Source organism: Candidatus Gastranaerophilales bacterium (assembly GCA_028693235.1).
Lineage (GTDB): Bacteria > Cyanobacteriota > Vampirovibrionia > Gastranaerophilales > Gastranaerophilaceae > JAQUVW01.
In genome coordinates, this window is record JAQUVW010000001.1 from 221,292 (window position 1) to 242,755 (window position 21,464).

Genomic DNA, 21,464 nt, shown 5'->3' on the forward strand with positions numbered 1-21,464 from the left:
AGGCAAATTTAATAAATTCATCAATTTTTCCAATGGTTTCCTTGTCTTTTTTTGTTAAGTGTACAGGGCTGATAAAGTTGCCCCTCTGTTGTTGTTAAAGCTTTGATTTCACTGTCAATAATTCTGCCGTCTTTGCTCATGTAAGCAGCTTTGTATGCAATATATGCTTTTCTTGCATTAAAGTTAGGTAAGTCGTTTTGAGCCATTGCAATACCAAAAGAACAAATTGTTATTATAAATAACCAATTAATGAATTTTAACATTTCTAAATCCTCTTATTATTACATTAGCAATAAATTGATTACGTTGGACGTCTGCGTAATTAAAGTATCTATATGCCACATTAACGTCAACGTGGTCGTTAATTTTGTAATTTATAAAGGCATTTGCACCCCAGATAAACAGTGATTGTTTGGGATTTATTGCGTATTGCCAACCGACGTATCCCGCTGCTCCGTAGTTGAATTTTTTGTATTCCCCAAGGGCTGTAATGTTTACCGTGTTGGCACTGAACCATGTGGGGCTCCAATATCCGCCATACAAATTGCCTTCATTATCAAAAATATCTAACAAGTTATATCTATAGCCTGCGTTGTAAGTGACTATATCTGTTGATATTTTTTTTATTTTTTCTTTTTTAGGCGTGTAATATAATAAATTGCCAAATCCGACCATTCCTTCCCAATAAGGATTGGTTCTTAAGTTTTGCCCATTCATAGACCCAAATCCGCCACGCCCGAAGGAGTAATATCTTTTTGGCATTTTTGCTTCGTATTCAAGGTAAACTTTGTTGTTTGCGACTTGCCCCGTGTAAATGCCGTTCAAATACATACCAACTGCGGATAGATAAGATTGTTGTACGTTATCTCTGGAAAACCCCAGTTTGAGATTGTATTTGTCGTTTGGGTAAAATTTTATCCAACTGTCTGTGTTTAACATTGCACCTGCATCTTGAAATATTTTCGCTCCGACATCTAGCTTGATTTCTTTGTTGGGGTCAATTCTTCCTTCGATACCGCCTCTGATTTCATTGGTTACATTGTTGTATTTTTCGTTTGTTGAGGGGTAAACTCCAGAACTGTAAATGATTATGTTGTAGTCGGTATAACAGTTTAGATTGTCTATATATTTGGAGTTGCGAAATCCTATCTTGTCGTAATTTAATTTGAATTCTTCGCTTAATTTTTGTGTGAATAAGTCATAATTGGGATTGAAAATATAAGCTTGAGCTCGCAGAACGTCGTTGTTTAGGTTGATACCTTCAGGGGTATTGATGCCTTTTATTGAATTTTTTGCATTTTCGTACATTTTCATTTCGTAGTACGTCTTTGCTTTTAAAATTTGAACTTTTTCGTTAGGTTGCATTTTATTCAATTCAGATAAAGTCTTTAAATCTTCAGTGTTAGCCATATAACTGTCGATTATTCCAAGTCTTGCCGGTACAAATGAGGGGTTAACTTCTAACATTTTTTCAAAAAGATTTCTTGATTCGACAAATTCTTTTTTCTCCAAGGAAGCATAGGCATTTCCGAGTTGTGCGGATAAGTTGTTGGGTTCTTGATTTAAAATTTTTGAATAATATGCTTTTGCCTTTGAAAAATCATTATTTTCTCTTGCAATATTTGCAGAAGCCAAATGCCCGTCAACGCTTTCGAGTAAATCGTTATCCAGGGCTAGTTTGTAGGCTTCTTGGTGTTTTTCATTTGTATTTAATATGTGTAAATATTTTTGAGCAATTTCTTTATTAGCTTGTTCTTTATATAGAGGAATAATAAGCAATTCCGCTTTGTCGTATTGCCCGGTTGCAAGATATAAATCAATAAGCTTGAGTTTATATTCTTCTTTAGGACTTATCGTCGTGAGAGTTGTAAATATTATAATAGCTGGTTCATATTGCTTTTGAATAGTCAAAATATCTGCTTTTTGCAGCAGATATTTTTCATAGTTTGGCTTTTTCTCAAGTCCGATATTTAAGTATTTTAGAGCGTTTTCCCAATCCTTTTCGCCCATTGAATATGTAATTCCTGAGTCAACAAATTCAAGATTAGTAGGGTCTTTAAAGATTAGGCTATCGATTATATTTAACGATTTTTTTAGTTGAGAATTTTTAAAATAAGAAAAAGCTAATATCTTTTGGTTTTCAATGGCTTTATCCTGCTTTTCGAGATATTTTATTGCCAGCGGATAATTTTCTTGTGCTAGTGCAACTCCAGATATTAGGTTTATGTATTTTTTGTTGGACGGTGATTTGTCTAGCAATTCAGATAAATATCTTTCAGCAAGTGGGAAATTCTTTTCCCTCAATGCTTTATACATCAAATCTTCTTTGGCTTTTAGTTTGTCTTTTTGATAATTGTTTTTCTTTCCAATTCGTTCAACAGATTTTTTTAGTTGCTTGATATTTTGTGCCTCGGAATGTTTTTGATGAGTTTCTGATGATTGCGTCGTGTGGACTATTTTGTTTTTTTCACGTTTAGCTTTATTCGCTTTCTCTGTTTCGGTCTTTGGGGCAATATCTTTGATTTTGGCTAAATATTGTTTGTTATGAGTTTTTTGGTATAAAATTGTATAAATTTCAATTGCTTTGTCGTAAAAATCGTGTCTTTCGCAAAATAGTGCATATTTAGTCAAAGCCGTTTCATCTTGAGGATAATAAAACAGAATTTTTTCATAGTTGAAAAATGCTGATTTGAAATCTTTTCTTGTTTCAGCATTTATTGCATTTTTTAAAAGGAGTGTTTTGTAATCTTTTTTATAACCAAAAGCAAAGGCAGGCGAAGTTATTGTTATAAAAAAAATTATCATACAAATAATAAGTTTTTTCATACATCAGATTTTATACAAAAGTATAAAAATTATGCTTAGTATGATGGACTACTTATACTTGCTAATCTTTTTATATTAAAAAAACAGATTTTAAAAAGTAATAATTTCTTCAAATATTTCAATTGCAAAATGGTCGGTCAAGCTGGATAAAAAATCGATAATAGCCTGTTTGTAGTCTTTTTCATTAATTATTTGATAAATAGTTTCATTGCAACATTTGCGATATTGCTTTTTCTTTAAATCAATGTCGGAGTATTTTATTAGCCAATCTTCAAACTCTTTCATAACGACAGGAAAATATTGATAATCCTTTTGCATCGCTTTTATGGTTTCTTCTCTTTTATAATAAGAGAGTAAAAAGTCAAAAATTGTGTTCAAAATTAATTTTGAATATGCTTTAAATGGTTGTAAGCGTTTGTGCTCGCAAATATGGATATAGTTGAATTCTTTGATTTGATTCATCATCTCAAAGCGTTCTTTTGTGAAACTTAAGCCATCTTGAGGTGTAGAGTTCCAACATAAATCTTGAATAAATTCATACATTAAAACAGTTGTATTCACTTCTCCTAGCGGAAATTTTTTCTTTAAAAGATTTTCTGCAATTTGTTTTAGTTCTCGAGCTTGTTTTGGACCCAAAATCCCATAGGTAAAAGCATCTTCTATGTCCCTTCCCAAGTAAGCGATTTTGTCTGATACTTTAACTACGCATCCTTCGTAAGTGAAAGGAGCATATATACCTTTTTCCATAGAGTCTAGTTGTATAACTTCACTACGAGGCTTTAGATAGTTTTCATCAACTTCGCCGCAGTGAGAAATTATTGCATCACGAACTGCGTATGTTAAATTTAAATTATCTTGTTTTCCCATATAATTTGGTAGAGTTTCAATAAGATCAATAAATCGCAAAGAATTTTTTTCGTGCCAAAAACTTTTAGCGAGCCCATGTTTTAAAACTAATTCTTCAATTATTCTTTCACCTTGGTGCCCAAAAGGTGTATGACCTAAATCATGCCCCAATGCAGCAGCTTCAGCTAAATCGCTGTTGAGCCCCATTGTTTTGCATATTGCACGAGAAATTGACGCAACATGGTTTACATGCTCAATCCTTGTGCAAATTACGTCTTTATTCGTAGCAAAAAATACTTGAGTTTTATCTTTAAGTCTTCTATATGCAGTTGAGTGCATTATTCTGTTGTTGTCACGTTCAAACTCAGAACGGATATCAAATTCTTTTTTTGAAAGTTTAGCAGGTCTTTTAATACAAATTTCCCATTTCGGATGACCTTCAAAAATTGCTTCTTCTGTGAATTTTTTTAGTGCTGTCTTAAATGCCACTCTGCAAATCCTTATAAATACTTATTGTTATCTACATAATAGCATTATTTTAAGCTTTTTTGTAGTCTTAAAAATGTTTTTGCATATTATTCACGATTGTGTTAAAAATATTGTGAAATAAATGACAGAACATAAAAAAAATGATATAATAAGTGTTCAAATTACATTTAATTAAAAGGAGCTAAGAGAATTGGAAAATGAATATTTGGCAAAGGTAATCAGTGATACCGCAAAAAAAAATTCAAATGAAAAAGAGTTTTTACAAGCTATGAGAGAGGTTCTCGATACATTAGAACCAGTTATTGATAAGCATCCTGAATATCAAAAAATGGCATTATTGGAAAGATTGGTTGAGCCGGAAAGAATTATATCTTTTAGAGTTCCTTGGGTTAATGATGCAGGTGATGTAGTTGTAAACAGAGGATATAGAGTCCAATTTAACGGAGTCCTCGGACCTTATAAAGGTGGCTTGCGTTTCCATCCTACTGTAAATCAAAGTATTATGAAGTTTTTAGGATTTGAACAAGTTTTTAAAAATGCTTTAACCGGTTTACCGATTGGTGGTGGTAAGGGCGGAAGCGACTTTGACCCTAAAGAAAAATCTGACAATGAAATAATGAGATTTTGCCAAAGCTTTATGAATGAATTACAAAGACATATTGGACAAGATTGTGATGTCCCTGCAGGTGATATCGGTGTAGGTGGTAGAGAAATTGGCTATTTGTTCGGGCAATTCAGAAAAATTAGAAACAACTATGAAGCAGGTGTCTTGACTGGTAAAGGTTTGGATTACGGTGGCTCTTTGGCTAGAAAAGAAGCAACAGGCTATGGCTTGATTTATTATATGCGTGAAATGTTGAAAGCAAACAATTCTGACTTTAAAGACAAGATAGTAATTATTTCAGGTTCTGGAAATGTTGCTATTTATGCTTGCGAAAAAGCTCAAGAAGCTGGTGCTAAAGTTATTGCTATGAGTGATTCTACAGGCTATATTATTGATAAAAACGGTATTGATTTAAATGCAGTTAAAGAAATCAAAGAAGAAAAAAGATTGAGAATTAAAGAGTATTTGACTTATCATTCTGATGCTGAATACATTGAAAATAAAGACGGACGTTCAGGCGTTTACAATGTCAAATGTGATATTGCACTTCCTTGTGCAACTCAAAATGATATTGATTTAGAATTTGCGAAAATATTGGTTAACAATGGTGTAATGGCTATCGGGGAAGGTGCAAATATGCCGACTGATAAAGACGCAATTGATTATTTATTAGAAAAAGGTGTCTTATTGGCTCCTGCGAAAGCGGCAAATGCTGGCGGCGTAGCTACTTCTGCCTTGGAAATGAGCCAAAACAGCATGAGATATTTCTGGTCGTTTGACGAAGTTAATCAAAAACTTGATGATATTATGACTAATATTTTCGATAGTTGTAAAAAAGCAGCTGATGAATATGATTTAGGGACTAATTATGTCGCAGGTGCAAATATTGCAGCATTTAGACGAGTCGCAAAAGCTATGAAATCTCAAGGTATCATATAGTTTTTTCTGATATTATTTCAAAATCAAAAGAGAGTCTAAAAAGACTCTCTTTTAGTGAATTAACATATTTAATTATGCTTTTTTAAGTTTTTCTTCTTCAGCTTTTTTAATGTCATTAGCTACGTGGAAATCAGTGGTGCCGGTTTTATCTTTTCTGTATTTATAAACTACATTTGGTACAACATAACCGAGAACAAAACAGCAAGCAACCAGATTTGTCATAACAGAAGCTACTTTAAGTCCTTTTGTCTTTTTTAAGAATTTTTCAACTGTTTCGCCTGAATTTTTAAAGCTGTCGCCAATGTTTTTCAAATTGTCAGTTAAACCATGGATAGCGTCTTTTGAGATATATTTAGAAGTATCTACATCAAGAGTTTTTCCAACAGTAGAAACAATACCTGCTTTTTTTGCAGATTGGACAACTATATTGTCTGGGTTTTTCACAACAAAATCAAGAACATCTGTAATCTTAGATTCTTTACCGGGAACTTTGGCTAAATCTTGAGCCAATTTACCGTTAGGTAGTGAGTTTTTAAGTTCTTTAGACATTAATACTTGTATATCAAGGTCAATAGGCTTTTTCAAGAATTTTTTAGAGGCTGCATTGATGCCTTTTTGTAGCACATTGCCCAGTCCATACATAAAGAACAAGAAAATACCTTCTTTAATAGCATGTTCAGTGAATTCGGTTTTATTTCTTGATTGAGCCAATCTTTCGGTAGTAATTCCTGCATCGATTAGTTTCATATTGTGAACAGGGTTGAACATAATTCCTTCAAGAACACTTTTGCCAAGACCTTTAAATGCAGGATTTGTTTTTGGCTGAGCAGTTTTTTGTTGATTAGGTGAGAAATTTTCAATAGCGTTAAATGCAACGTTATTTTTGTAATGTTCATTTAAAAACTTTTGGTTTTCTTTTGAATGAGTCGCTTTTACGTTGATAGCAGGTTGTTCGGCTATAACTTCTTTTTCAACTCTATTTTTTGTTATTTTTTGTTTAGCCTTTGTCAAAGTGAAATAAGAGATTAATGTTAAAGCAGTAGCAGCAGCTACTTTTGCCATATATAATCCTTTAGTTTTTTTAACATTAACCAAAGAATCTTGCAAAGCATCTTTTACGGTTTGTTTAGCATTGGACATAAGTCCTTTTGCATTTTTTACAGCCCAAGCGGAATAATCCTTGTCTGCGATAATTCTCGGGTCGACAGCAGGATTAAGCTTTGCAGCTTTGTAAGCGGTTTTATCAATTAATTTTTTAAAGAAAGGTATTCCACCAATCCAAATGGCTTGAGTTCCGAACTCATCAAGAGCTCTGTCTGTGCCTTCGACTTTTCCGCCTGCTTTGTATGAATAATATGTAAGACTGGCACTATCTACGCCGTCTTTTACCATTAAAGGTACTAGGGAGTTAGGGTTACCTAAAGTAGAAACTACTTTAGATGAAATTGCTGATATTGACATTTTTTTCCTTCTTTACACAAATTGGGTATTACAAGCCCCAAACCAAGTTCATTAGTTCGACAATTGGGGTATTTGCCTTTATTTGTGTGTGTCGTCGGATATGATACATGTTTATTCTCCTATGTTATAGTATTTAAAACATTCGTGAACATTTTTTTTTGACAAAATTTGTTCGATTTTCTTTATATTGTAATTTTTTGAAACAAAAAACCTTCCAAAAAATATTTAGAAGGCTTTAATAAAAATACGGAACACCAAAAAGTGTTTTGCAAATTTATGCAAAGCCTGTTAGTTAGTACGGAAACAGCGTTTTTGGTATGTTCTTATTCTCATTAAAGTTTATCCTTAAATTTTTACATCTATTATTCAAACATGAATTTGAAAAAATGTCTAGATGTTAAGTGGATATATTTTTTTTTGTTAAGAATGTAGTAAGTTTAAGATGTTTACAGGTGGCAGATTTCACGATTTGCGGTAAATTATGTGTTGAAATCACGATACAAACCTATTGATTGTGGGCATATAGAAAGTAGTTGGATTTTATGTTTTTTGGAATAAGATTAGTTTTTTTTATCTAAGTTTAGGTTATTAATTAAGGAATATAAAAATGAAAAAAGCATTTACTTTAGCGGAAGTATTGATGACCCTTGTAGTCATAGGATTAGTCGCTGCTATGACAATTCCAACGTTGATGAATAATACAAATAATGAAGAGAACAAAGCGTCATTAAAAAAAGCATTGTCTACGTTGCAACAAGCTATAGATATGCAATATGCCCTAGATGGTGTTGATATAACTGTAAGCTCCGGTGCTAACGGTGGCGAAAATATGTACAATAATAACAATGCTTTTAAAAAATATATGAATGTTGCGAAAACCGAGTTGTCATCTGCATCAACTTCAAATGCTTATGGTGCTGACGCTAGTGGTGGTTTGGTTATGAGAATGAATGACGGCTCAACCATAACCCTTTCTTATGGTTCAGCTTATATTGATACTAATGGTGAAAGAGGTCCAAATAAAGTAACAACTGATTATAAAAATCCTAAAGATGGTTATTCTGTTAATTTTGGTAAAAAAACCAGCGGTAATTGGCCCAATGAAAAATATGCAGATAGACACTCTGTCATTCAATCAACTATGACCGCAAGTGTTTTGACAGGTGCAAAAGTTACAAGTAGACCTTCTTTTGAGTCTTGTTTTGATGATTCTTCTTGGTGTCAATAAAAAATAAAAGAGAGTCTTCTTTAGACTCTCTTTTTTAAAACCATTCTATTAACTTTTTTGATTCTCCGAAGTCGATATCTTTTGTTAATTCATTGTCCAAAAGATATTTCAAGCTGAAATTGAAAGATAACGGCTCTGTTTTTATGCCTGATTTTTTGAACATTTCTTTTGAAATGGTTTGTCTTTTAATGTCATAAACTTCGCTGTAATTTAGCCTGTCAGAAACACAACATGGTGCCGTGTATCCTCCGTTATCAGTGAAACATAAGAGCCCGTAGGTTCTGCAAATAATTCCTCGATAATTGTAAATCGCACATTGCTTGTTAATTAAAAACGGGCAACAATAATAGCCTTTTGGGTTTTCGGTGTCAGGTCGTGCGAGTTTGTGTTTTACGTCAGATATATTTTGAATTATTATATCCCTTTTTACTTTATCAAGTTTTGCGAGTCCTATTTTCATATAATCAAATTCAAGTTTTGACATGGGGTAATGTCCGGTCTCACAACAAATTGAACATCCTGCTTTACAATGAATGTATGCTTTTTGCGAGTCAAAGCTTTTTTTAATATGAGGCTCTAATTCAGCTAAGTACTTGATATATTTTTCAATCATAGATATTATTGTACCTCTAATATTTACATTTTGCTTGGTTTTTACTATCCTTTTTGTATGTTTATTTCAAAAGAATTTATAAGATATTGTTTGGTTGGCGTTGTTAATACTATTGCCGGTATAGGAAGTGCTTATTTTTGTTTAAATGTGGTAAAGACCTCCTATCTTCTTGCAACTACTGTTGCTTATATTGTGGGGATAATGGTTTCTTTTAGTTTGAATAAAATTTTTACGTTTAAAAATAAAGATACACATTATATTGTTCAATTTTTTAAATTCGTTGCTTCAATGCTCCCCAGTTATGTGATTTCTTATTATCTCGGGTGGTTATTGGCTAGAGAGGTATTGTCGCTTAACAATGTTATTCTTTTCGCTTCAAAATTTTCTTTGTTTTTAAATATGGATTACCCAAAATTTATTGATAATGTTGCAGTTATTGTTTCAATGATGTTATATTTAGCTTTAGGCTTTGCAGTAAATAAATTTTTCATATTTGCCAAAAAAAAATAAGCCAGAACTAATTCGGACTTATTTTTTATTTAATTTTTTTTTATTTAATTTTGTTTTAGAAAAATTTATTCAGCAGCAACTTCTTCTGTAATTTCAATTTCTTCTTTGATTATTTCAGAAGCTGAAATATTAACGTTCAAACTAGCTTTAACTTTTGAAGTTAATTTGATAGACATAGTGTAAGAGCCGAGTTTGTTGATAGGAGCATCAAGAGAGATGTTTTTTCTGTCAACATCAACAGCCAATTTGTCTTTAATTTCTTCAGCTAGTTTTTTAGTAGTGATAGAGCCGAATAATTTTCCGCTTTCACCAGCTTTAGCAGTTAATTCGATAGCACCGAATTCTTCGAATTTTTTAGCTAATTCCATAGCTTCAGCGTGCAATTTTTCTTGTTTAGCTTTGATTCTTGCAATATTCTTTTCTCTGTTAGCTACAGCACCTTTAGTTGCTAATTCAGCTAATTTTTGGGGGAATAAGAAGTTTCTAGCGTAACCGTCTTTAACGTTGACGATGTCGCCTGCTTCGCCGATATTTTGAACTTCTTTTGTTAAAATAACTTCCATTTTTATCTCCTTGTTTAATAGATTTTAAAGTTGCATAGACATGATAATAAAAACATAATGAATTGTCATGTTAATTTTTATACAACTTCAGATTCCCGAGATGGTTTGTAAATTGTTTTGCCTGAATTTACATATTCTTGGAGAACTTTTTGCCCTTCGACTTCTTCAATGCCGCCGAAAACTTGAATGCCGCGTTTTGTAAATTCTTCTTGCCAATTAGGTTTAAAACCTTCATCGAAGCCTGTTATTCTTTCAACGTCTTTTGATTTAACGCTGTAATATACTTTTTTAATACCCGACCACATAATGGCACCGACGCACATTATGCACGGTTCTGCATTGATGAAGATGCTTAGATTATAAGGAGCAAGGTCGTATGTGTCCAAAATGCGTTGAGCTTCTCTAATTGTGTTTATCTCTGCATGTGCGGTACAGTCGTTTTGAGTAATAACGGAATTGGGTTTTTTAGCAATCAAATTGCCTCTTTCATCATAAATAGCCGCTAAAAACGGACCAAAGCCGTGTTCAATTTGTTGGCGAGTTTCTTTGTGTAGGTTTAATATTGTTTTTCTAATTTTTGTTTCATCGTCAGATTGTCCTTTTTTTGAAAAAGGGGGAATTGTAACATATTTATTTTCCATTAAAAAGCCTCTTTAAATCTTTTTCGTCGAGCTCTACCATCTAGAGTTGAAATCACTTGTGTATAAAACACACTAAATTTTGTTTTTTGCTATTAAAAATATTTTTTGTAACATATCACTATTTTATGTTAAGGAACAGGGTCATATCCGCCAGGGTTGAAAGGGTGGCATCTGCTTATTCTTTTTATCCCGAGCCAAGAGCCTTTTAGTATGCCATACTTAATGATTGCTTGTTTTGTGTATTCTGAGCAAGTCGGATAGAACCTGCATACGGGGGGCTTTAGTGAGGATAATTTTTGATAAAATTTAATTAATTGTATAAAAATATTTTTTAACATTTGAGATACACTTTAATCATCAGACTGTAAAATTTAAGGAGCCGTTGAACAATAACGACTCCTTAAAAATATTATTTACTATTCAGCGTTATTTTTCAAATCTCTAACGCTAAGAGCTATTCTGTGTTCTTGAGGTGTGAATTTTTTGATTAGAACTTCAACTTCATCACCAACATTGTAGATATCGAACGGATTAGCATTAGCAGGTTCCATTTCAGAAGATGGAAGAAGTGCTTCAACGCCGGGGAATATATTGATGAAAGCACCGAAAGAAGTTAATTTATTTACAGTACCTGAAATAATTTGACCTTCTTCAAATTTGTTTTCGATTTCTTCCCACGGATTGTCGCCCATTCTCTTCAAGCTCAAGCTGATTCTTTTCAATTCGTTATCGATTTTAAGAATTTTGACTTCTAATTCTTGACCCAATGACAAGATGTCAGATGGGTGTTTAATTCTTTGCCAAGAAATTTCAGAGATAGGAAGCAAACCGTCAACGCCGTTGATGTCGATAAATGCACCGAAGTCAGCTATTCTAACAACTTCACCTTTTACAACTGAATCAACTTCAAGATTAGAAATGATTTCGTCAACAACTTGTTCTCTTTGTTCAGCGATGGCTTGTCTTTGAGAAAGAATTAATTTGTTTCTTTTTGCATCAGCTTCAAGAATTTTCGCATCGATAGTTTGACCAACCAAACCGTCAAATGGGCTTCCTGTTCTTAATTGAGAAGCAGGGATAAATCCTCTAAGGTCCATAACTTCAACGATTACGCCGCCTCTAACCAAAGATGCAACTTTCGCTTGGACAGTTTCGTTAGCCATTTTTGCATTTTGAAGATTTTGCCATGCTTTAGCACAAGACAATTTTCTCAAAGATAATAATATTTTGCTGTCTTCGTCGTTAGTTTCTTCTCTTAAAACGTAAAATTCTTTAACTTCACCGATTTTTAAAATTTCAGAAAAGTCAGCTCCTTGTACGTTTGAGATTTCTCTGTTTGGCAAGAAAGCTTCAGTTTTAGCACCGATGTCAACCAAAAAACCTTCGTTTTCTTGTTTTACGACGATGCCTTTTACAACATCAGCCACTGAAAATTTGTAGTTATAACTTTCTTCTAAAAGTTTTACAAATTCATCTGTTTCGTTAATTGTGTTTGTCATTTAATTAGTTTCCTTTCAATATATTTTAATATTTGTTAATTGTTTCAATAACATTGCGAATAATATCGTCAGGAGTGGAGGCTCCTGCAGTTATACTTATATTTTTTGCGTTTTTAATTATATATTCGTATTGTTTGAGTTCTGTATCATCTTCAATGTGTATAGTTTTAGTTATATCTGTTAAAATTTCAGCCAAGTGAGTTGTGTTTGCACTTTTTTTGCTTCCTACGACTATCATCAAATCGGATTCTTTAGCCAAATCCCTAGCTTCATTTTGTCTAAAAGTAGTTGAAGCACAAATTGTGTTGAAAATTTTCAATTCTTTAGACATTGGGGTTAAATAGTTCACAACTTCTTGCAAAAGTTGGACTCTTTGAGTTGTTTGAACAACGACGCCGATTTTTTTATGAGCTTTAATTTTATCTTCAATAAGTTTTAAAGTCAGCAAATCCGGTACAACATAGACATTTTCGCTGTGTTTTTGGGCGTTAGCTTTAATAGCCAAAACCTCAGGATGTTCGGGTTTTCCGATTATTATCACAAGATAATCTTCTTGAGCGAGTTGAATGGCTTTTTGTTGAACTTTTTTGACGTCAGGGCAGGTTAAATCAACAATTTCGTATCCTTTTTTTTTGGCTTCGTCAAAAACGTCAGGAGAGGCTCCGTGGCTTCTTATAACGCAAATACCGCAACCATCACAAGGTAGATTGTCGACTGTTTTTATTCCCAAAGATTCTAATTGTTTTATGACATGCGAATTGTGAATAAGTTCGCCAAGAACCCATATTTGCTTGTCAGAATTTTCGTCTTTAAGTTTTTTAGTTGTTTCTACGGCTCTTTTAACTCCGTAGCAGAAACCGGCATGTTTGGCTAATTTAATATTCTTAGTCAGTTTTAAGTACATCCATTCATTGAACTAGCAAGAAATTAATAAAAATATCTCGCAGTATCTAATTTGTATCATGAAGATTTTTTCTTTTCAAGCTTTTCAATTCTTTTGTTCATATCTTGTAATTGATTTTTTAATTCGAGATTTTCTTTTTTGAGCTTTTGGATTTCTGAGTAGTTTTGTTTAATGGCATTTATGGCAGTGAACAATATTTCATTGGTGTCAATGTAGAGAATATTTTTTATTTTTCCAGAATTTTCTCCCACGAAAATAGCGTTAGGCATTATTTTTTGTAAATCTTGAGCGATAACACCTTTGTGGATACGTTTTGTTTTGTCAGATTTGTAGGTGTAATTTTTCACTTGAAGTTTTGAAATTTCTTCAATACCGATATTATTGTCTTGCCCAATGTTTTTTAGTCTTTTATCCGAAGCTGTTACAGCTCCGCTTGTAGTTGTCAAGCTACCGTTAATGTGGATTACTCTGTCGTTAAAATTGCCACCGATTAGGGGGGAATCTGTTTTTTTAATATCAATAAAGAGTTGATTGCTTGTATCTGAGTCAGGTCCTGCGTTTGGACCGATAGCAATATTGTTAGAGCCTGTAATTATACTTCTTAAAGTTTCATAACCTATAGCGACGTTATTGCTTCCGCCTTGATTTTTAATGAGTGCATCTCGCCCGAATGCAGAGTTATATGAGCCGGCACGATTTTCGTTGAGTGCAAAATATCCGACGGCAGTGTTGCTTTGTCCCAGAGTGTTAGATTGTGATGCTCCGTTTCCAAGTCCTGTATTTTTGCTACCTGTTGTTATAGATGATAAAACATCATTCCCGATTGCTGTATTTCCGCCACTTAAAGGAGTGTCAAAGTCGAATGCTATTCTGCCTATTTTACTCATAACGCCTGCATTTTTTTGGTAAAAATCAATCATTGATGTGTTCAATGCGTCAGGTGAAAGATTTCCGTTGTTTGTGATAATAAGTCTGCAGTTTTTAGACTCGTCAGGAACAGCGTTGGCTCCGATTAGTGCGGATTGGCTTTCTCCAAGTCCGAAATATATATCAGAGGCGTTTGAAGAATACGACCAAGGGTCTGAAGAAACCCTTTGTTTTTTTGTTACAACCGGTATTAGTGACGTTAGGATTATGCTTACAATAAGCATTGTGATTAATGCTTCAATTATTGAAAAACCATTTTGTTTTCTGTTCATATTTGACACCTCTTTTATTTGATTGTAGCATATTTATCTTAATTTATTAACGATTTTTGCGGTTTTGTTTTTTCTGCTATAATGTTTTCAAGTTAGTTAGTTAAAATATTGGAGAATGTCGTGGGATACGAAATCTTATCAAAAATTGAATTATGTCCGAATCAATATGAATTGCAAATCAGAGCACCTTATATAACAAGAAATGCTCAAGCAGGACAGTTTATTATATTAAGAGTCGAAGAAAACGGAGAAAGAGTTCCTTTGACTATTGCAGATGTTGATAAGAAAAACGGAATTTTGACGATTGTATATATGGCCGTTGGTTATACTACTAAAAAACTCGCTGAACTCAATGTCGGCGACGAAATTGTTGATTTAGTAGGACCTTTAGGCAAGCCGACTCATGTCGAAAAATACGGTACGGTTGCTTGTTTGGCAGGTGGCTATGGTGCTGCACCTTGCTATTTGATTGCTAAAGCGTTGCATGATGCTGGCAACAAAGTCTATATGATTATGGGTGCAAGAAATAAAGATTTGATATTCTGGGAAGACAAAATGCGTGAAGCTTGCACAGAATTATTTATTACAACCGATGATGGTTCAGCTGGTACAAAAGGCTTTGTTACCGGCGTTTTGTCTGATATTATGGATAAAGAAAAAATTGACTATGCAATTGCCGTAGGTCCAATGCCAATGATGAGAGCAGTTGCAGAATTGACCCGTGATAAAGGTATTAAAACAGAAGCAAGCATGAATCCTATTATGGTTGATGGTACAGGCATGTGTGGTGCTTGCAGAGTTACTGTTGGCGGTGAAGTCAAATTCGCTTGTGTAGATGGACCTGATTTTGACGCTCATCAAATAGATTTTGATGAAGTTATTAATCGTACCCGTATTTATAAAGACCAAGAACGCAAAAGAGATGAAAACTGTAATCTTTTAAAACAAGCAACTGAAAAATAGGAGAATATTATGGCAATAATTCCGATTTGTCCTTTAATGAGTGCCGGAAATGATATTGAAATAGTCTGTGCACAAGAAAAATGTGCTTGGTATATCAAAAATTTCAAAACTTGTTCGGTCTATTTGTTAGGACATAATGCAGTTTTAGATATTAAAGAAAAACAAGCAGCATCTAAAAAGTCAAAATAGTTTTATTTTGTTGAAACTTTCAGACTTTTAGGGTTTTTTCTGTAGTCGGAAATGAGTTGTTTTGCGTCATTAACAGGTATTGCAAAGCCTATTCCGATATTTGATTTGTTGTTGTCGGGGTTGAAGATGGATTGACTAATCCCAATGACTTCACCTTCTACGTTGACTAAAGGACCGCCGGAGCTACCGGGGTTTATTGCTGCATCTGTTTGAATTTTGTTTCTTTCATAATCAATTCTGCTGATTATTCCTGTCGTAAGAGTTCCGTTGAAACCAAACGGATTACCTATTGCTAAGACTTTTTGCCCCACTTTTATTTGTGATGAATCGCCTAACGTAATCGGTATAAGCTTTGATTTGGGTGTGATTTTCAATAATGCAAGGTCAGAATTTTGACCCAAAATAGCGTTAAGAGTTGCTTTATAGACTTCACCTTTTGTCGTTGTGATTTCAATGCTAGAGGCGTCTTCAATCACGTGCTTGCTGGTTAATATCAGTCCTTTTCCGTCGATAATACACCCGGAACCGCTTGAAATTCCATCAGGTACAGTGGCGTCAATCGAAACTATAGATGGATTTACTCTTTCGTAAACGGTTACGTTAATCATTTCTTCTCTGTCGAAATTTATGGGGATATTTTTGGCACAAACTGTCATATTTGTGTTTATCACCAATGATAAAGCGATAAATATTCCGCAACAAACTTTTTTCATGGTCCCTCTCACTCCTTTTGATATATTTTAAAGCTTGTTTTTGTTTTGGATATTCCGATAATGTTCTTAAATTGGGGGTATTAAAATTGTTAGTATAACTTCAAATTAGATAACAAAGGCTGTAAAGTTTGAAGAATTTGGCTTATAATTTTATTGAGAGGAAGGTCAAATTGTCTGTTAAGGAGCTAGATAAATCAGATTTATTTAATAATTTGGCAAAAATTGTCGGACGTGAAAATGTTGTCATTGACACAAATCATTGTTATGCCTACTCCTTTGATGCGACAAACCTTGCGGAGCATTCAAAAATAGCAGATGCTGTCGTTTTCCCTTCTTACACTTCAGATGTAAGTAAAATTTTAGCCTTTGCAAATCAATATGAAATCCCTATTGTTGCCAGATGTGCGGCCACAAACCATGTGGGAGGATGTGTTCCCAAAAAAGGCGGGATAGTTGTTGATTTTGCAAAAATGAATAAAATTATAAATATAAATCAAGAAAATTTAGAATGCACAGTTCAGCCCGGTGTGGTTGTTGGTGATTTGCAAAAAGCTGTTGAAAAAATGGGACTTTTTTATCCTCCGGACCCCTCAAATCTTAATGTATCTATGATTGGAGGCAGTGTTGCATTGTCTTCCGGCGGTCCACGCAGTTTTAAATATGGTGCGACGAAAGACTATGTTATTGATTTGGAAGTTGTTTTAGCTGATGGAACAGTGCTTCATAGTGGGGCAAATTGTGCTAAAAATGTTACAGGATATAATCTCACTCAATTATTTGTAGGCTCAGAGGGGACTTTGGGGCTTGTTACAGAGGCAAGCTTCAGGCTAATACCAAAGCCTGAATGTTCAAAGGTCTTGCTCGCTTATTTTGATAAATTAGAAGATGCACCAAAAACCGTAAATTCTATAATTGAACATTTGATTATGCCCGCTGTACTTGATTTGCTTGATAAAAATTCGCTTAAAACTATTGAAGAATATCGTCCGACAGGTTTACTTACGGACAAAGAGGTTGCTCTTTTGATTGAATTGGACGGTTCTCGAGTTGAAGTTGAAGAACAGTATAAAAAAATTATTTCACTTTGTTATGATAATGGTGCTGTGTATATAAAAACGGCTGAAACAGAAGATGATGCCGAAAATATCTGGAATGCAAGAAGGGCGTCATTCGGTGCTACTGCAAAATTAGCTCCGGTTGTTGTCTCGGAGGATATTGTTGTTCCTCGAGAAAACATTGTAAAATTGGTTGAAGGAATTCGAAATATTGTGACGGAAAAGCACCTTAAAACTTGTATTATGGGACATGTCGGCGATGGGAATATACACCCGAATATTGCACTTGACCCGAGAAATAAAGATGAGCTTGCTCGAACAAATCTTGCAATTGATGAAATTTTTGACTTGGCTATAGAGCTCGGCGGTACATTGACAGGTGAACATGGTATCGGCTCTGAAAAAATAAAATATATGCCAAAAGCATTGTCTAAACAGACTTTAGCTGTTATGAAAATGATAAAAAATATGTTTGACCCAAAAGGGATTTTAAACCCCGGAAAAATATTTTATAGTAAATAAAGGAGGCAGAAATGTCATATTGTATCGTTAATACTACAACTTCAAACAAAAAAAATGCTGTTGAGATAGCAAGACATTTGATTGAAAATAAACTTGCAGCTTGTGTAAATATTGTTCCCAATATAGTTTCCGTTTACACTTGGGACTCTAATATTTGCGAAGGTCAAGAGTTTTTACTTGTTATTAAAACTCAAAGAAAATTGTTTAAAAAGGTCGAAAAAGCAATACTTGAAAAACACGAATATGAATTGCCTGAAATAGTTGCGACTTGTATTGATAAGGGCAATGATAAATATTTGAAATGGATTAAATCTCAAACTGTCTAATGCCTATAATTACACCTGAATCACCGAAAAAACGTGCTGTTATAGATTTTTTGGAAGGTCTTAATCTATTGATAAAGACTGATACAAAAGCACGTGGTCATCAGGGAATTTATTTCAAAAACAGAATTGACGTTTCAAAACATCTTGATGAAGAAAAAGCGGTTCGGGTCTTAGTGCATGAATTTGCACATTTTATCCATGGAAAATTAGAAGATTCTATTTATAGAGATGGCGGGAGTCTTAATGCTATTTTTTCAGTAGATGAGATTGATGTCTATTATCAAGAATTGCTTAAAGTAACTGATTTCATTGATAAAAATTCAAGAATGGTTACTCTTAAAAAATTTAATAAAGAAGTTAAAGAAAGTATAAAAGAGCTTCAAACTTCAATACAGCGGTATTATCCTTCATTTTTAAGGTCAAAAAGATTTAAAGAATTCGACAAATATATAAAAAAATCTAATGCCAGATATCTGCTAAAATATGACAGAGTTACTATCGTCACGCCATTTTTAGGGCACAAAACCGTTATTGATGTCGATTTGTTGGCGAGGGATTTTGATGATATGCCGCAAGCTTTTGCTGATTACATAAGGCTGAAATCTCGACAAAGGAAATTGGCGAGAATATCAAGAAGAATCAACAAATATAAGAAGTATTATACCAGACCGACAGAGCTTTTTGCCAGATTTGTTGAGGGAATGTTTTTTGAGCGTGATTTTGTGGAAAAAATTGCACCTCAAGCATCGGTGCGGTTTATCTATTTGCTTAATGAAAATTATTATTTTGAGCTTAAAGATTTTTTTGAAAAATTTTCTTACATAAATTAAATGAATGATGGTTATTTTTCGGTAATAAACTATCATTATAATATGAAGAAAATAAAAAAACGAGTAATTGCATACGTCCATTCTCACTGGGACAGAGAGTGGTATAGACCTTTTGAGGAGTTTAGACTTCGATTGATTGAGGTTTTTGATTCTGTTCTTGAAGAACTTGAAAACGGCAATTTGCCTGTTTTCTATTTTGATGCCCAAACGGCGGCGTTAGAAGACTATTTGGTGATAAGACCTGAAAAAACAGAGCTTGTAAAAAAGTTAATTTCTGAAAAAAAGCTTTATATAGGACCATTTTATTGTTCTACCGATTCCCTTTTAACTTCTTTAGAGTGTATGATTAGAAATCTATCGTTTGGTATCAAGAAGTCGGTTGAATTTGGTTGCAGTGATTTCATAGGCTATTTGGCAGACACCTTCGGGCATAGTCCTAGTATGTCTTATATCTTGGATTCTTTTAGTATCGACAAAGCTATGATGTGGCGTGGGCTTGGCGATTTGTCATCGGAACTTTTGTGGGAGAAGACCTATGTTACCAATATGGTTCAGGGGTATTTTCAAGATTATTTTAGTTCGCAAATGCCTATTGAAAAAAAAGCTTGTGCTATAAAAAACTACATTGAAAAAATTGCAAAACGCTCAAAAGACATTATCTTGCTTCCTATTGGGGCTGACCATCTTGCTGTACCTGTTGATTTATCTAATGAAATAAAAAAAATAAATTCATATTTAGATTATTATGAAATTGAATTGGGGACACCTTTTGATTATTTTGATGCTGTAAAAAAAGAGCAAAGAGAAGCAGTTTTCGGCGAATTTTTGGACAATTCTTTAACATTTATTTTGCCGGGAGTATATTCTTCAAGAATTTATTTGAAACAGCAAAATGCGAAGTTGCAGTGGGCTTTATGCCGTATATCAGAGCCATTGCAAGCGTTAGAGAACTGTTTAAAACTTCAACATGACCGACAATCACAAATTGATTATGCTTATAAATTATTGATTAAAAATCACGCTCACGACAGTATTTATGGCTGTTCTGTAGATGATGTTCATAGAGAAAATATGACACGTTTTGAAAATGTTTCACAGGTCGTTAGGGGCATTGAAAAAAGATGTGTTAGAGATTTTTCCGACGATAGTGATGAAATTTCATTAATAAATCTTTCCAATTACGATTATTCGGGGATTGTGAAGGTTCAAACAACAAAAAAATTGCCGAAAAAATATAACCCGACATTAGTTAAAAAAACAAAAGGCTTTAGTGATGAAAAATTGTATAATATAACGCAAATACCTATCACTGAAGACTATGGGGATATTTTTGAATATTTAATAGATGTTAAAAATATACCATCTTTTTCTTTTAAAAAAGTTGAAGAAAGAGATATGCAAATAGAAAATTATTTGCATATTGACGAAAATTCGATTGAAAATAAATATATCAGACTTGAAGTTCAAAACAAGAAAACAGTCTTATTGAATAAACAAACAGGTGAAAAATATGTAGATTTTATCAATATAACAGATAGAGCAGATATCGGTGACAGCTACAACTTTGGTGGACTTAAAGGAGATACAAGGCTGTATGCGGAACTCAAATCTTTTAAAACGAGTAAAATTGATGACAAAGCTTTGACCTTTGATATCGTTTTTTCTGCAAAAATCCCTGTTATTTCAACAGCTAAAGGTCGTTCAAAACAATTAAAAGCCCATGATTTCAGCCTGAAAGCAACTTTGTATAATAATTCTAAAAATCTTGAAATAAATACAAAATTTGTAAATAAATCAAAAAATCATATTTTACAAATTGAATTTAAGTTGCAAAACCCTGTTAAAACAACTGTTTCAGAAGATATGTCGTTCTTGAATCAAAGAAATTTTAATTCTGATTTTGATATAGATAAAAAAATACCTGCGAAAAAAGGTTGCGAGATAAAGCCTAATACCGCACCTTTTCAGCGTTTCGTTTTTGCACAGGGTGTTGGTTTTATAACAAAAGGTCTGAATGAATATGAGGTTTTTAAAAATACTCTATCCATTACTTTGCTCAGAGCTACGGGTGTTATTTCAAATCCTAAAAATCCTACGAGAGGCACTCCTGCCGGACCGCCTTTGGAATGTCCGGAGCTTCAATCATTTGGTGATAATTCTGCCGAAATTGCTATATCTTTTGTCGAAAAACCTTTTGAACTCTATAAGCAAGCTGAAGAATTCTATGGGGCTATTGTCCCTGTATTTGCTGATTTTTCCGGACTAAAAATAATAGAAATTTCAGATGACAATGTATTGGTTTACGCTATTAAAAATACTAAAGATAAAAATCTTGCTTTTAGGCTTGTCAATGTATCAGACAAAGAAATTAAAACCTCTATCAAAACAGATTTAAGCTACAACTCTTTATATGCGTCCAATCCTCTTGAAGAAAATTTGAAAGAAATACCTGCTAATTTGACATTTGTTCCTCATGAGATAAAAACAATTATCTTGGGGTAGACTTAATATATTTAAATACTAAAATAGAGTTAAGAAATCTTT

21 protein-coding genes are annotated in these 21,464 nt (G+C 33.4%); 9 read left to right on the plus strand and 12 right to left on the minus strand.

What is annotated here, in order from left to right:
* Positions 1-20: 20 nt before the first annotated feature.
* The 3 genes from PHV37_01140 to PHV37_01150 all read right to left on the minus strand — a co-directional run bounded on the left by PHV37_01140 (position 21) and on the right by PHV37_01150 (position 4,161).
* On the minus strand, positions 21-263 hold the full coding sequence (locus PHV37_01140; GenBank protein ID MDD3236686.1) for a hypothetical protein: 243 nt from the start codon (positions 261-263) through the stop codon (positions 21-23).
* Positions 247-2,826: a cellulose synthase subunit BcsC-related outer membrane protein gene (locus PHV37_01145; GenBank protein ID MDD3236687.1), complete on the minus strand. Its 2,580-nt coding sequence runs from the start codon at positions 2,824-2,826 to the stop codon at positions 247-249. The genes PHV37_01140 and PHV37_01145 overlap by 17 nt, the downstream gene beginning before the upstream one ends.
* A 90-nt stretch (positions 2,827-2,916) precedes the next feature.
* The gene (locus PHV37_01150; protein ID MDD3236688.1) at positions 2,917-4,161 is read right to left on the minus strand and encodes an HD domain-containing protein; all 1,245 of its coding nucleotides are present in this window, start codon (positions 4,159-4,161) and stop codon (positions 2,917-2,919) included.
* Positions 4,162-4,351: 190 nt separating this feature from the next.
* Here PHV37_01150 and gdhA point away from each other — a divergent pair, with 190 nt between their 5' ends.
* The gene (gene gdhA, locus PHV37_01155; GenBank protein ID MDD3236689.1) at positions 4,352-5,704 is read left to right on the plus strand and encodes an NADP-specific glutamate dehydrogenase; all 1,353 of its coding nucleotides are present in this window, start codon (positions 4,352-4,354) and stop codon (positions 5,702-5,704) included.
* A 72-nt stretch (positions 5,705-5,776) separates the two neighbouring features.
* Here gdhA and PHV37_01160 read toward each other — a convergent pair whose 3' ends face one another.
* The gene (locus PHV37_01160) at positions 5,777-7,165 is read right to left on the minus strand and encodes a hypothetical protein (GenBank protein MDD3236690.1); all 1,389 of its coding nucleotides are present in this window, start codon (positions 7,163-7,165) and stop codon (positions 5,777-5,779) included.
* A 607-nt stretch (positions 7,166-7,772) separates the two neighbouring features.
* Between PHV37_01160 and PHV37_01165 the strand changes: the two genes are divergently transcribed.
* Entirely contained in the window at positions 7,773-8,393 is a 621-nt protein-coding gene (locus tag PHV37_01165) for a prepilin-type N-terminal cleavage/methylation domain-containing protein (protein ID MDD3236691.1), read from the plus strand.
* Positions 8,394-8,427: 34 nt separating this feature from the next.
* Here the strand turns inward: PHV37_01165 and PHV37_01170 are convergent, their stop codons facing one another.
* Entirely contained in the window at positions 8,428-9,006 is a 579-nt protein-coding gene (locus PHV37_01170) for a hypothetical protein (GenBank protein MDD3236692.1), read from the minus strand.
* A 57-nt stretch (positions 9,007-9,063) separates the two neighbouring features.
* On the opposite strand from PHV37_01170, the gene PHV37_01175 reads away from it, so the two are divergent.
* Positions 9,064-9,516, plus strand: coding sequence for a GtrA family protein (locus PHV37_01175; protein MDD3236693.1), 453 nt, complete (start codon positions 9,064-9,066; stop codon positions 9,514-9,516).
* Between the two features lie 65 nt (positions 9,517-9,581).
* On the opposite strand, the gene rplI is transcribed toward PHV37_01175, so the two are convergent.
* The 6 genes from rplI to PHV37_01205 all read right to left on the minus strand — a co-directional run bounded on the left by rplI (position 9,582) and on the right by PHV37_01205 (position 14,322).
* Entirely contained in the window at positions 9,582-10,079 is a 498-nt protein-coding gene (gene rplI, locus PHV37_01180) for a 50S ribosomal protein L9 (protein MDD3236694.1), read from the minus strand.
* Between the two features lie 77 nt (positions 10,080-10,156).
* Positions 10,157-10,720, minus strand: a complete 564-nt coding sequence (locus tag PHV37_01185; protein ID MDD3236695.1) for a nucleoside deaminase — start codon at positions 10,718-10,720, stop codon at positions 10,157-10,159.
* 128 nt (positions 10,721-10,848) lie between these two features.
* Entirely contained in the window at positions 10,849-11,058 is a 210-nt protein-coding gene (yidD, locus tag PHV37_01190) for a membrane protein insertion efficiency factor YidD (protein ID MDD3236696.1), read from the minus strand.
* A gap of 78 nt (positions 11,059-11,136) precedes the next feature.
* Positions 11,137-12,219 (minus strand): S1 RNA-binding domain-containing protein, encoded by a 1,083-nt coding sequence (locus tag PHV37_01195; protein ID MDD3236697.1) that lies wholly within the window; start codon positions 12,217-12,219, stop codon positions 11,137-11,139.
* 25 nt (positions 12,220-12,244) lie between these two features.
* Positions 12,245-13,123, minus strand: coding sequence for a 4-hydroxy-3-methylbut-2-enyl diphosphate reductase (ispH, locus tag PHV37_01200; GenBank protein MDD3236698.1), 879 nt, complete (start codon positions 13,121-13,123; stop codon positions 12,245-12,247).
* 56 nt (positions 13,124-13,179) lie between these two features.
* Positions 13,180-14,322 carry a tail fiber domain-containing protein gene (locus tag PHV37_01205; protein ID MDD3236699.1) on the minus strand — a complete coding sequence of 381 codons (1,143 nt, stop codon included), beginning with the start codon at positions 14,320-14,322 and terminating at the stop codon, positions 13,180-13,182.
* Positions 14,323-14,442: 120 nt separating this feature from the next.
* Here PHV37_01205 and PHV37_01210 point away from each other — a divergent pair, with 120 nt between their 5' ends.
* On the plus strand, positions 14,443-15,285 hold the full coding sequence (locus PHV37_01210; GenBank protein ID MDD3236700.1) for a sulfide/dihydroorotate dehydrogenase-like FAD/NAD-binding protein: 843 nt from the start codon (positions 14,443-14,445) through the stop codon (positions 15,283-15,285).
* 9 nt (positions 15,286-15,294) lie between these two features.
* Entirely contained in the window at positions 15,295-15,474 is a 180-nt protein-coding gene (locus tag PHV37_01215) for a hypothetical protein (GenBank protein MDD3236701.1), read from the plus strand.
* Between the two features lie 2 nt (positions 15,475-15,476).
* On the opposite strand, the gene PHV37_01220 is transcribed toward PHV37_01215, so the two are convergent.
* Positions 15,477-16,187, minus strand: coding sequence for a trypsin-like peptidase domain-containing protein (locus PHV37_01220; GenBank protein ID MDD3236702.1), 711 nt, complete (start codon positions 16,185-16,187; stop codon positions 15,477-15,479).
* Positions 16,188-16,357: 170 nt separating this feature from the next.
* Here PHV37_01220 and PHV37_01225 point away from each other — a divergent pair, with 170 nt between their 5' ends.
* The 4 genes from PHV37_01225 to PHV37_01240 are packed head-to-tail and all read left to right on the plus strand — an operon-like array spanning position 16,358 to position 21,422.
* A complete protein-coding gene (locus PHV37_01225; GenBank protein MDD3236703.1) occupies positions 16,358-17,764 on the plus strand; it encodes an FAD-linked oxidase C-terminal domain-containing protein in 1,407 nt (468 codons plus the stop codon).
* Positions 17,765-17,775: 11 nt separating this feature from the next.
* Positions 17,776-18,090 (plus strand): divalent-cation tolerance protein CutA, encoded by a 315-nt coding sequence (locus PHV37_01230; protein MDD3236704.1) that lies wholly within the window; start codon positions 17,776-17,778, stop codon positions 18,088-18,090.
* A complete protein-coding gene (locus tag PHV37_01235) occupies positions 18,090-18,920 on the plus strand; it encodes a hypothetical protein (protein MDD3236705.1) in 831 nt (276 codons plus the stop codon). Before PHV37_01230 ends, PHV37_01235 begins: the two co-directional genes overlap by 1 nt.
* Before the next feature lie 42 nt (positions 18,921-18,962).
* The gene (locus tag PHV37_01240) at positions 18,963-21,422 is read left to right on the plus strand and encodes a glycoside hydrolase family 38 C-terminal domain-containing protein (GenBank protein ID MDD3236706.1); all 2,460 of its coding nucleotides are present in this window, start codon (positions 18,963-18,965) and stop codon (positions 21,420-21,422) included.
* The last annotated feature ends 42 nt before the right edge of the window (positions 21,423-21,464 follow it).

What these genes read in the sequence shown, in the direction of transcription:
- PHV37_01160 (MDD3236690.1), bottom strand. Translation starts at nt 7,165, where the DNA reads ATGTCAATATCAGCAATTTCATCTAAAGTAGTTTCTACTTTAGGTAAC.
- PHV37_01220 (MDD3236702.1), bottom strand. Translation starts at nt 16,187, where the DNA reads ATGAAAAAAGTTTGTTGCGGAATATTTATCGCTTTATCATTGGTGATA.
- rplI (MDD3236694.1), bottom strand. Translation starts at nt 10,079, where the DNA reads ATGGAAGTTATTTTAACAAAAGAAGTTCAAAATATCGGCGAAGCAGGC.
- PHV37_01185 (MDD3236695.1), bottom strand. Translation starts at nt 10,720, where the DNA reads ATGGAAAATAAATATGTTACAATTCCCCCTTTTTCAAAAAAAGGACAA.
- yidD (MDD3236696.1), bottom strand. Translation starts at nt 11,058, where the DNA reads ATGTTAAAAAATATTTTTATACAATTAATTAAATTTTATCAAAAATTA.
- PHV37_01235 (MDD3236705.1), top strand. Translation starts at nt 18,090, where the DNA reads ATGCCTATAATTACACCTGAATCACCGAAAAAACGTGCTGTTATAGAT.
- PHV37_01240 (MDD3236706.1), top strand. Translation starts at nt 18,963, where the DNA reads ATGAAGAAAATAAAAAAACGAGTAATTGCATACGTCCATTCTCACTGG.
- PHV37_01170 (MDD3236692.1), bottom strand. Translation starts at nt 9,006, where the DNA reads ATGATTGAAAAATATATCAAGTACTTAGCTGAATTAGAGCCTCATATT.
- PHV37_01145 (MDD3236687.1), bottom strand. Translation starts at nt 2,826, where the DNA reads ATGAAAAAACTTATTATTTGTATGATAATTTTTTTTATAACAATAACT.
- PHV37_01195 (MDD3236697.1), bottom strand. Translation starts at nt 12,219, where the DNA reads ATGACAAACACAATTAACGAAACAGATGAATTTGTAAAACTTTTAGAA.
- PHV37_01165 (MDD3236691.1), top strand. Translation starts at nt 7,773, where the DNA reads ATGAAAAAAGCATTTACTTTAGCGGAAGTATTGATGACCCTTGTAGTC.
- PHV37_01140 (MDD3236686.1), bottom strand. Translation starts at nt 263, where the DNA reads ATGTTAAAATTCATTAATTGGTTATTTATAATAACAATTTGTTCTTTT.
- PHV37_01175 (MDD3236693.1), top strand. Translation starts at nt 9,064, where the DNA reads ATGTTTATTTCAAAAGAATTTATAAGATATTGTTTGGTTGGCGTTGTT.
- PHV37_01215 (MDD3236701.1), top strand. Translation starts at nt 15,295, where the DNA reads ATGGCAATAATTCCGATTTGTCCTTTAATGAGTGCCGGAAATGATATT.
- ispH (MDD3236698.1), bottom strand. Translation starts at nt 13,123, where the DNA reads ATGTACTTAAAACTGACTAAGAATATTAAATTAGCCAAACATGCCGGT.
- PHV37_01230 (MDD3236704.1), top strand. Translation starts at nt 17,776, where the DNA reads ATGTCATATTGTATCGTTAATACTACAACTTCAAACAAAAAAAATGCT.
- PHV37_01205 (MDD3236699.1), bottom strand. Translation starts at nt 14,322, where the DNA reads ATGAACAGAAAACAAAATGGTTTTTCAATAATTGAAGCATTAATCACA.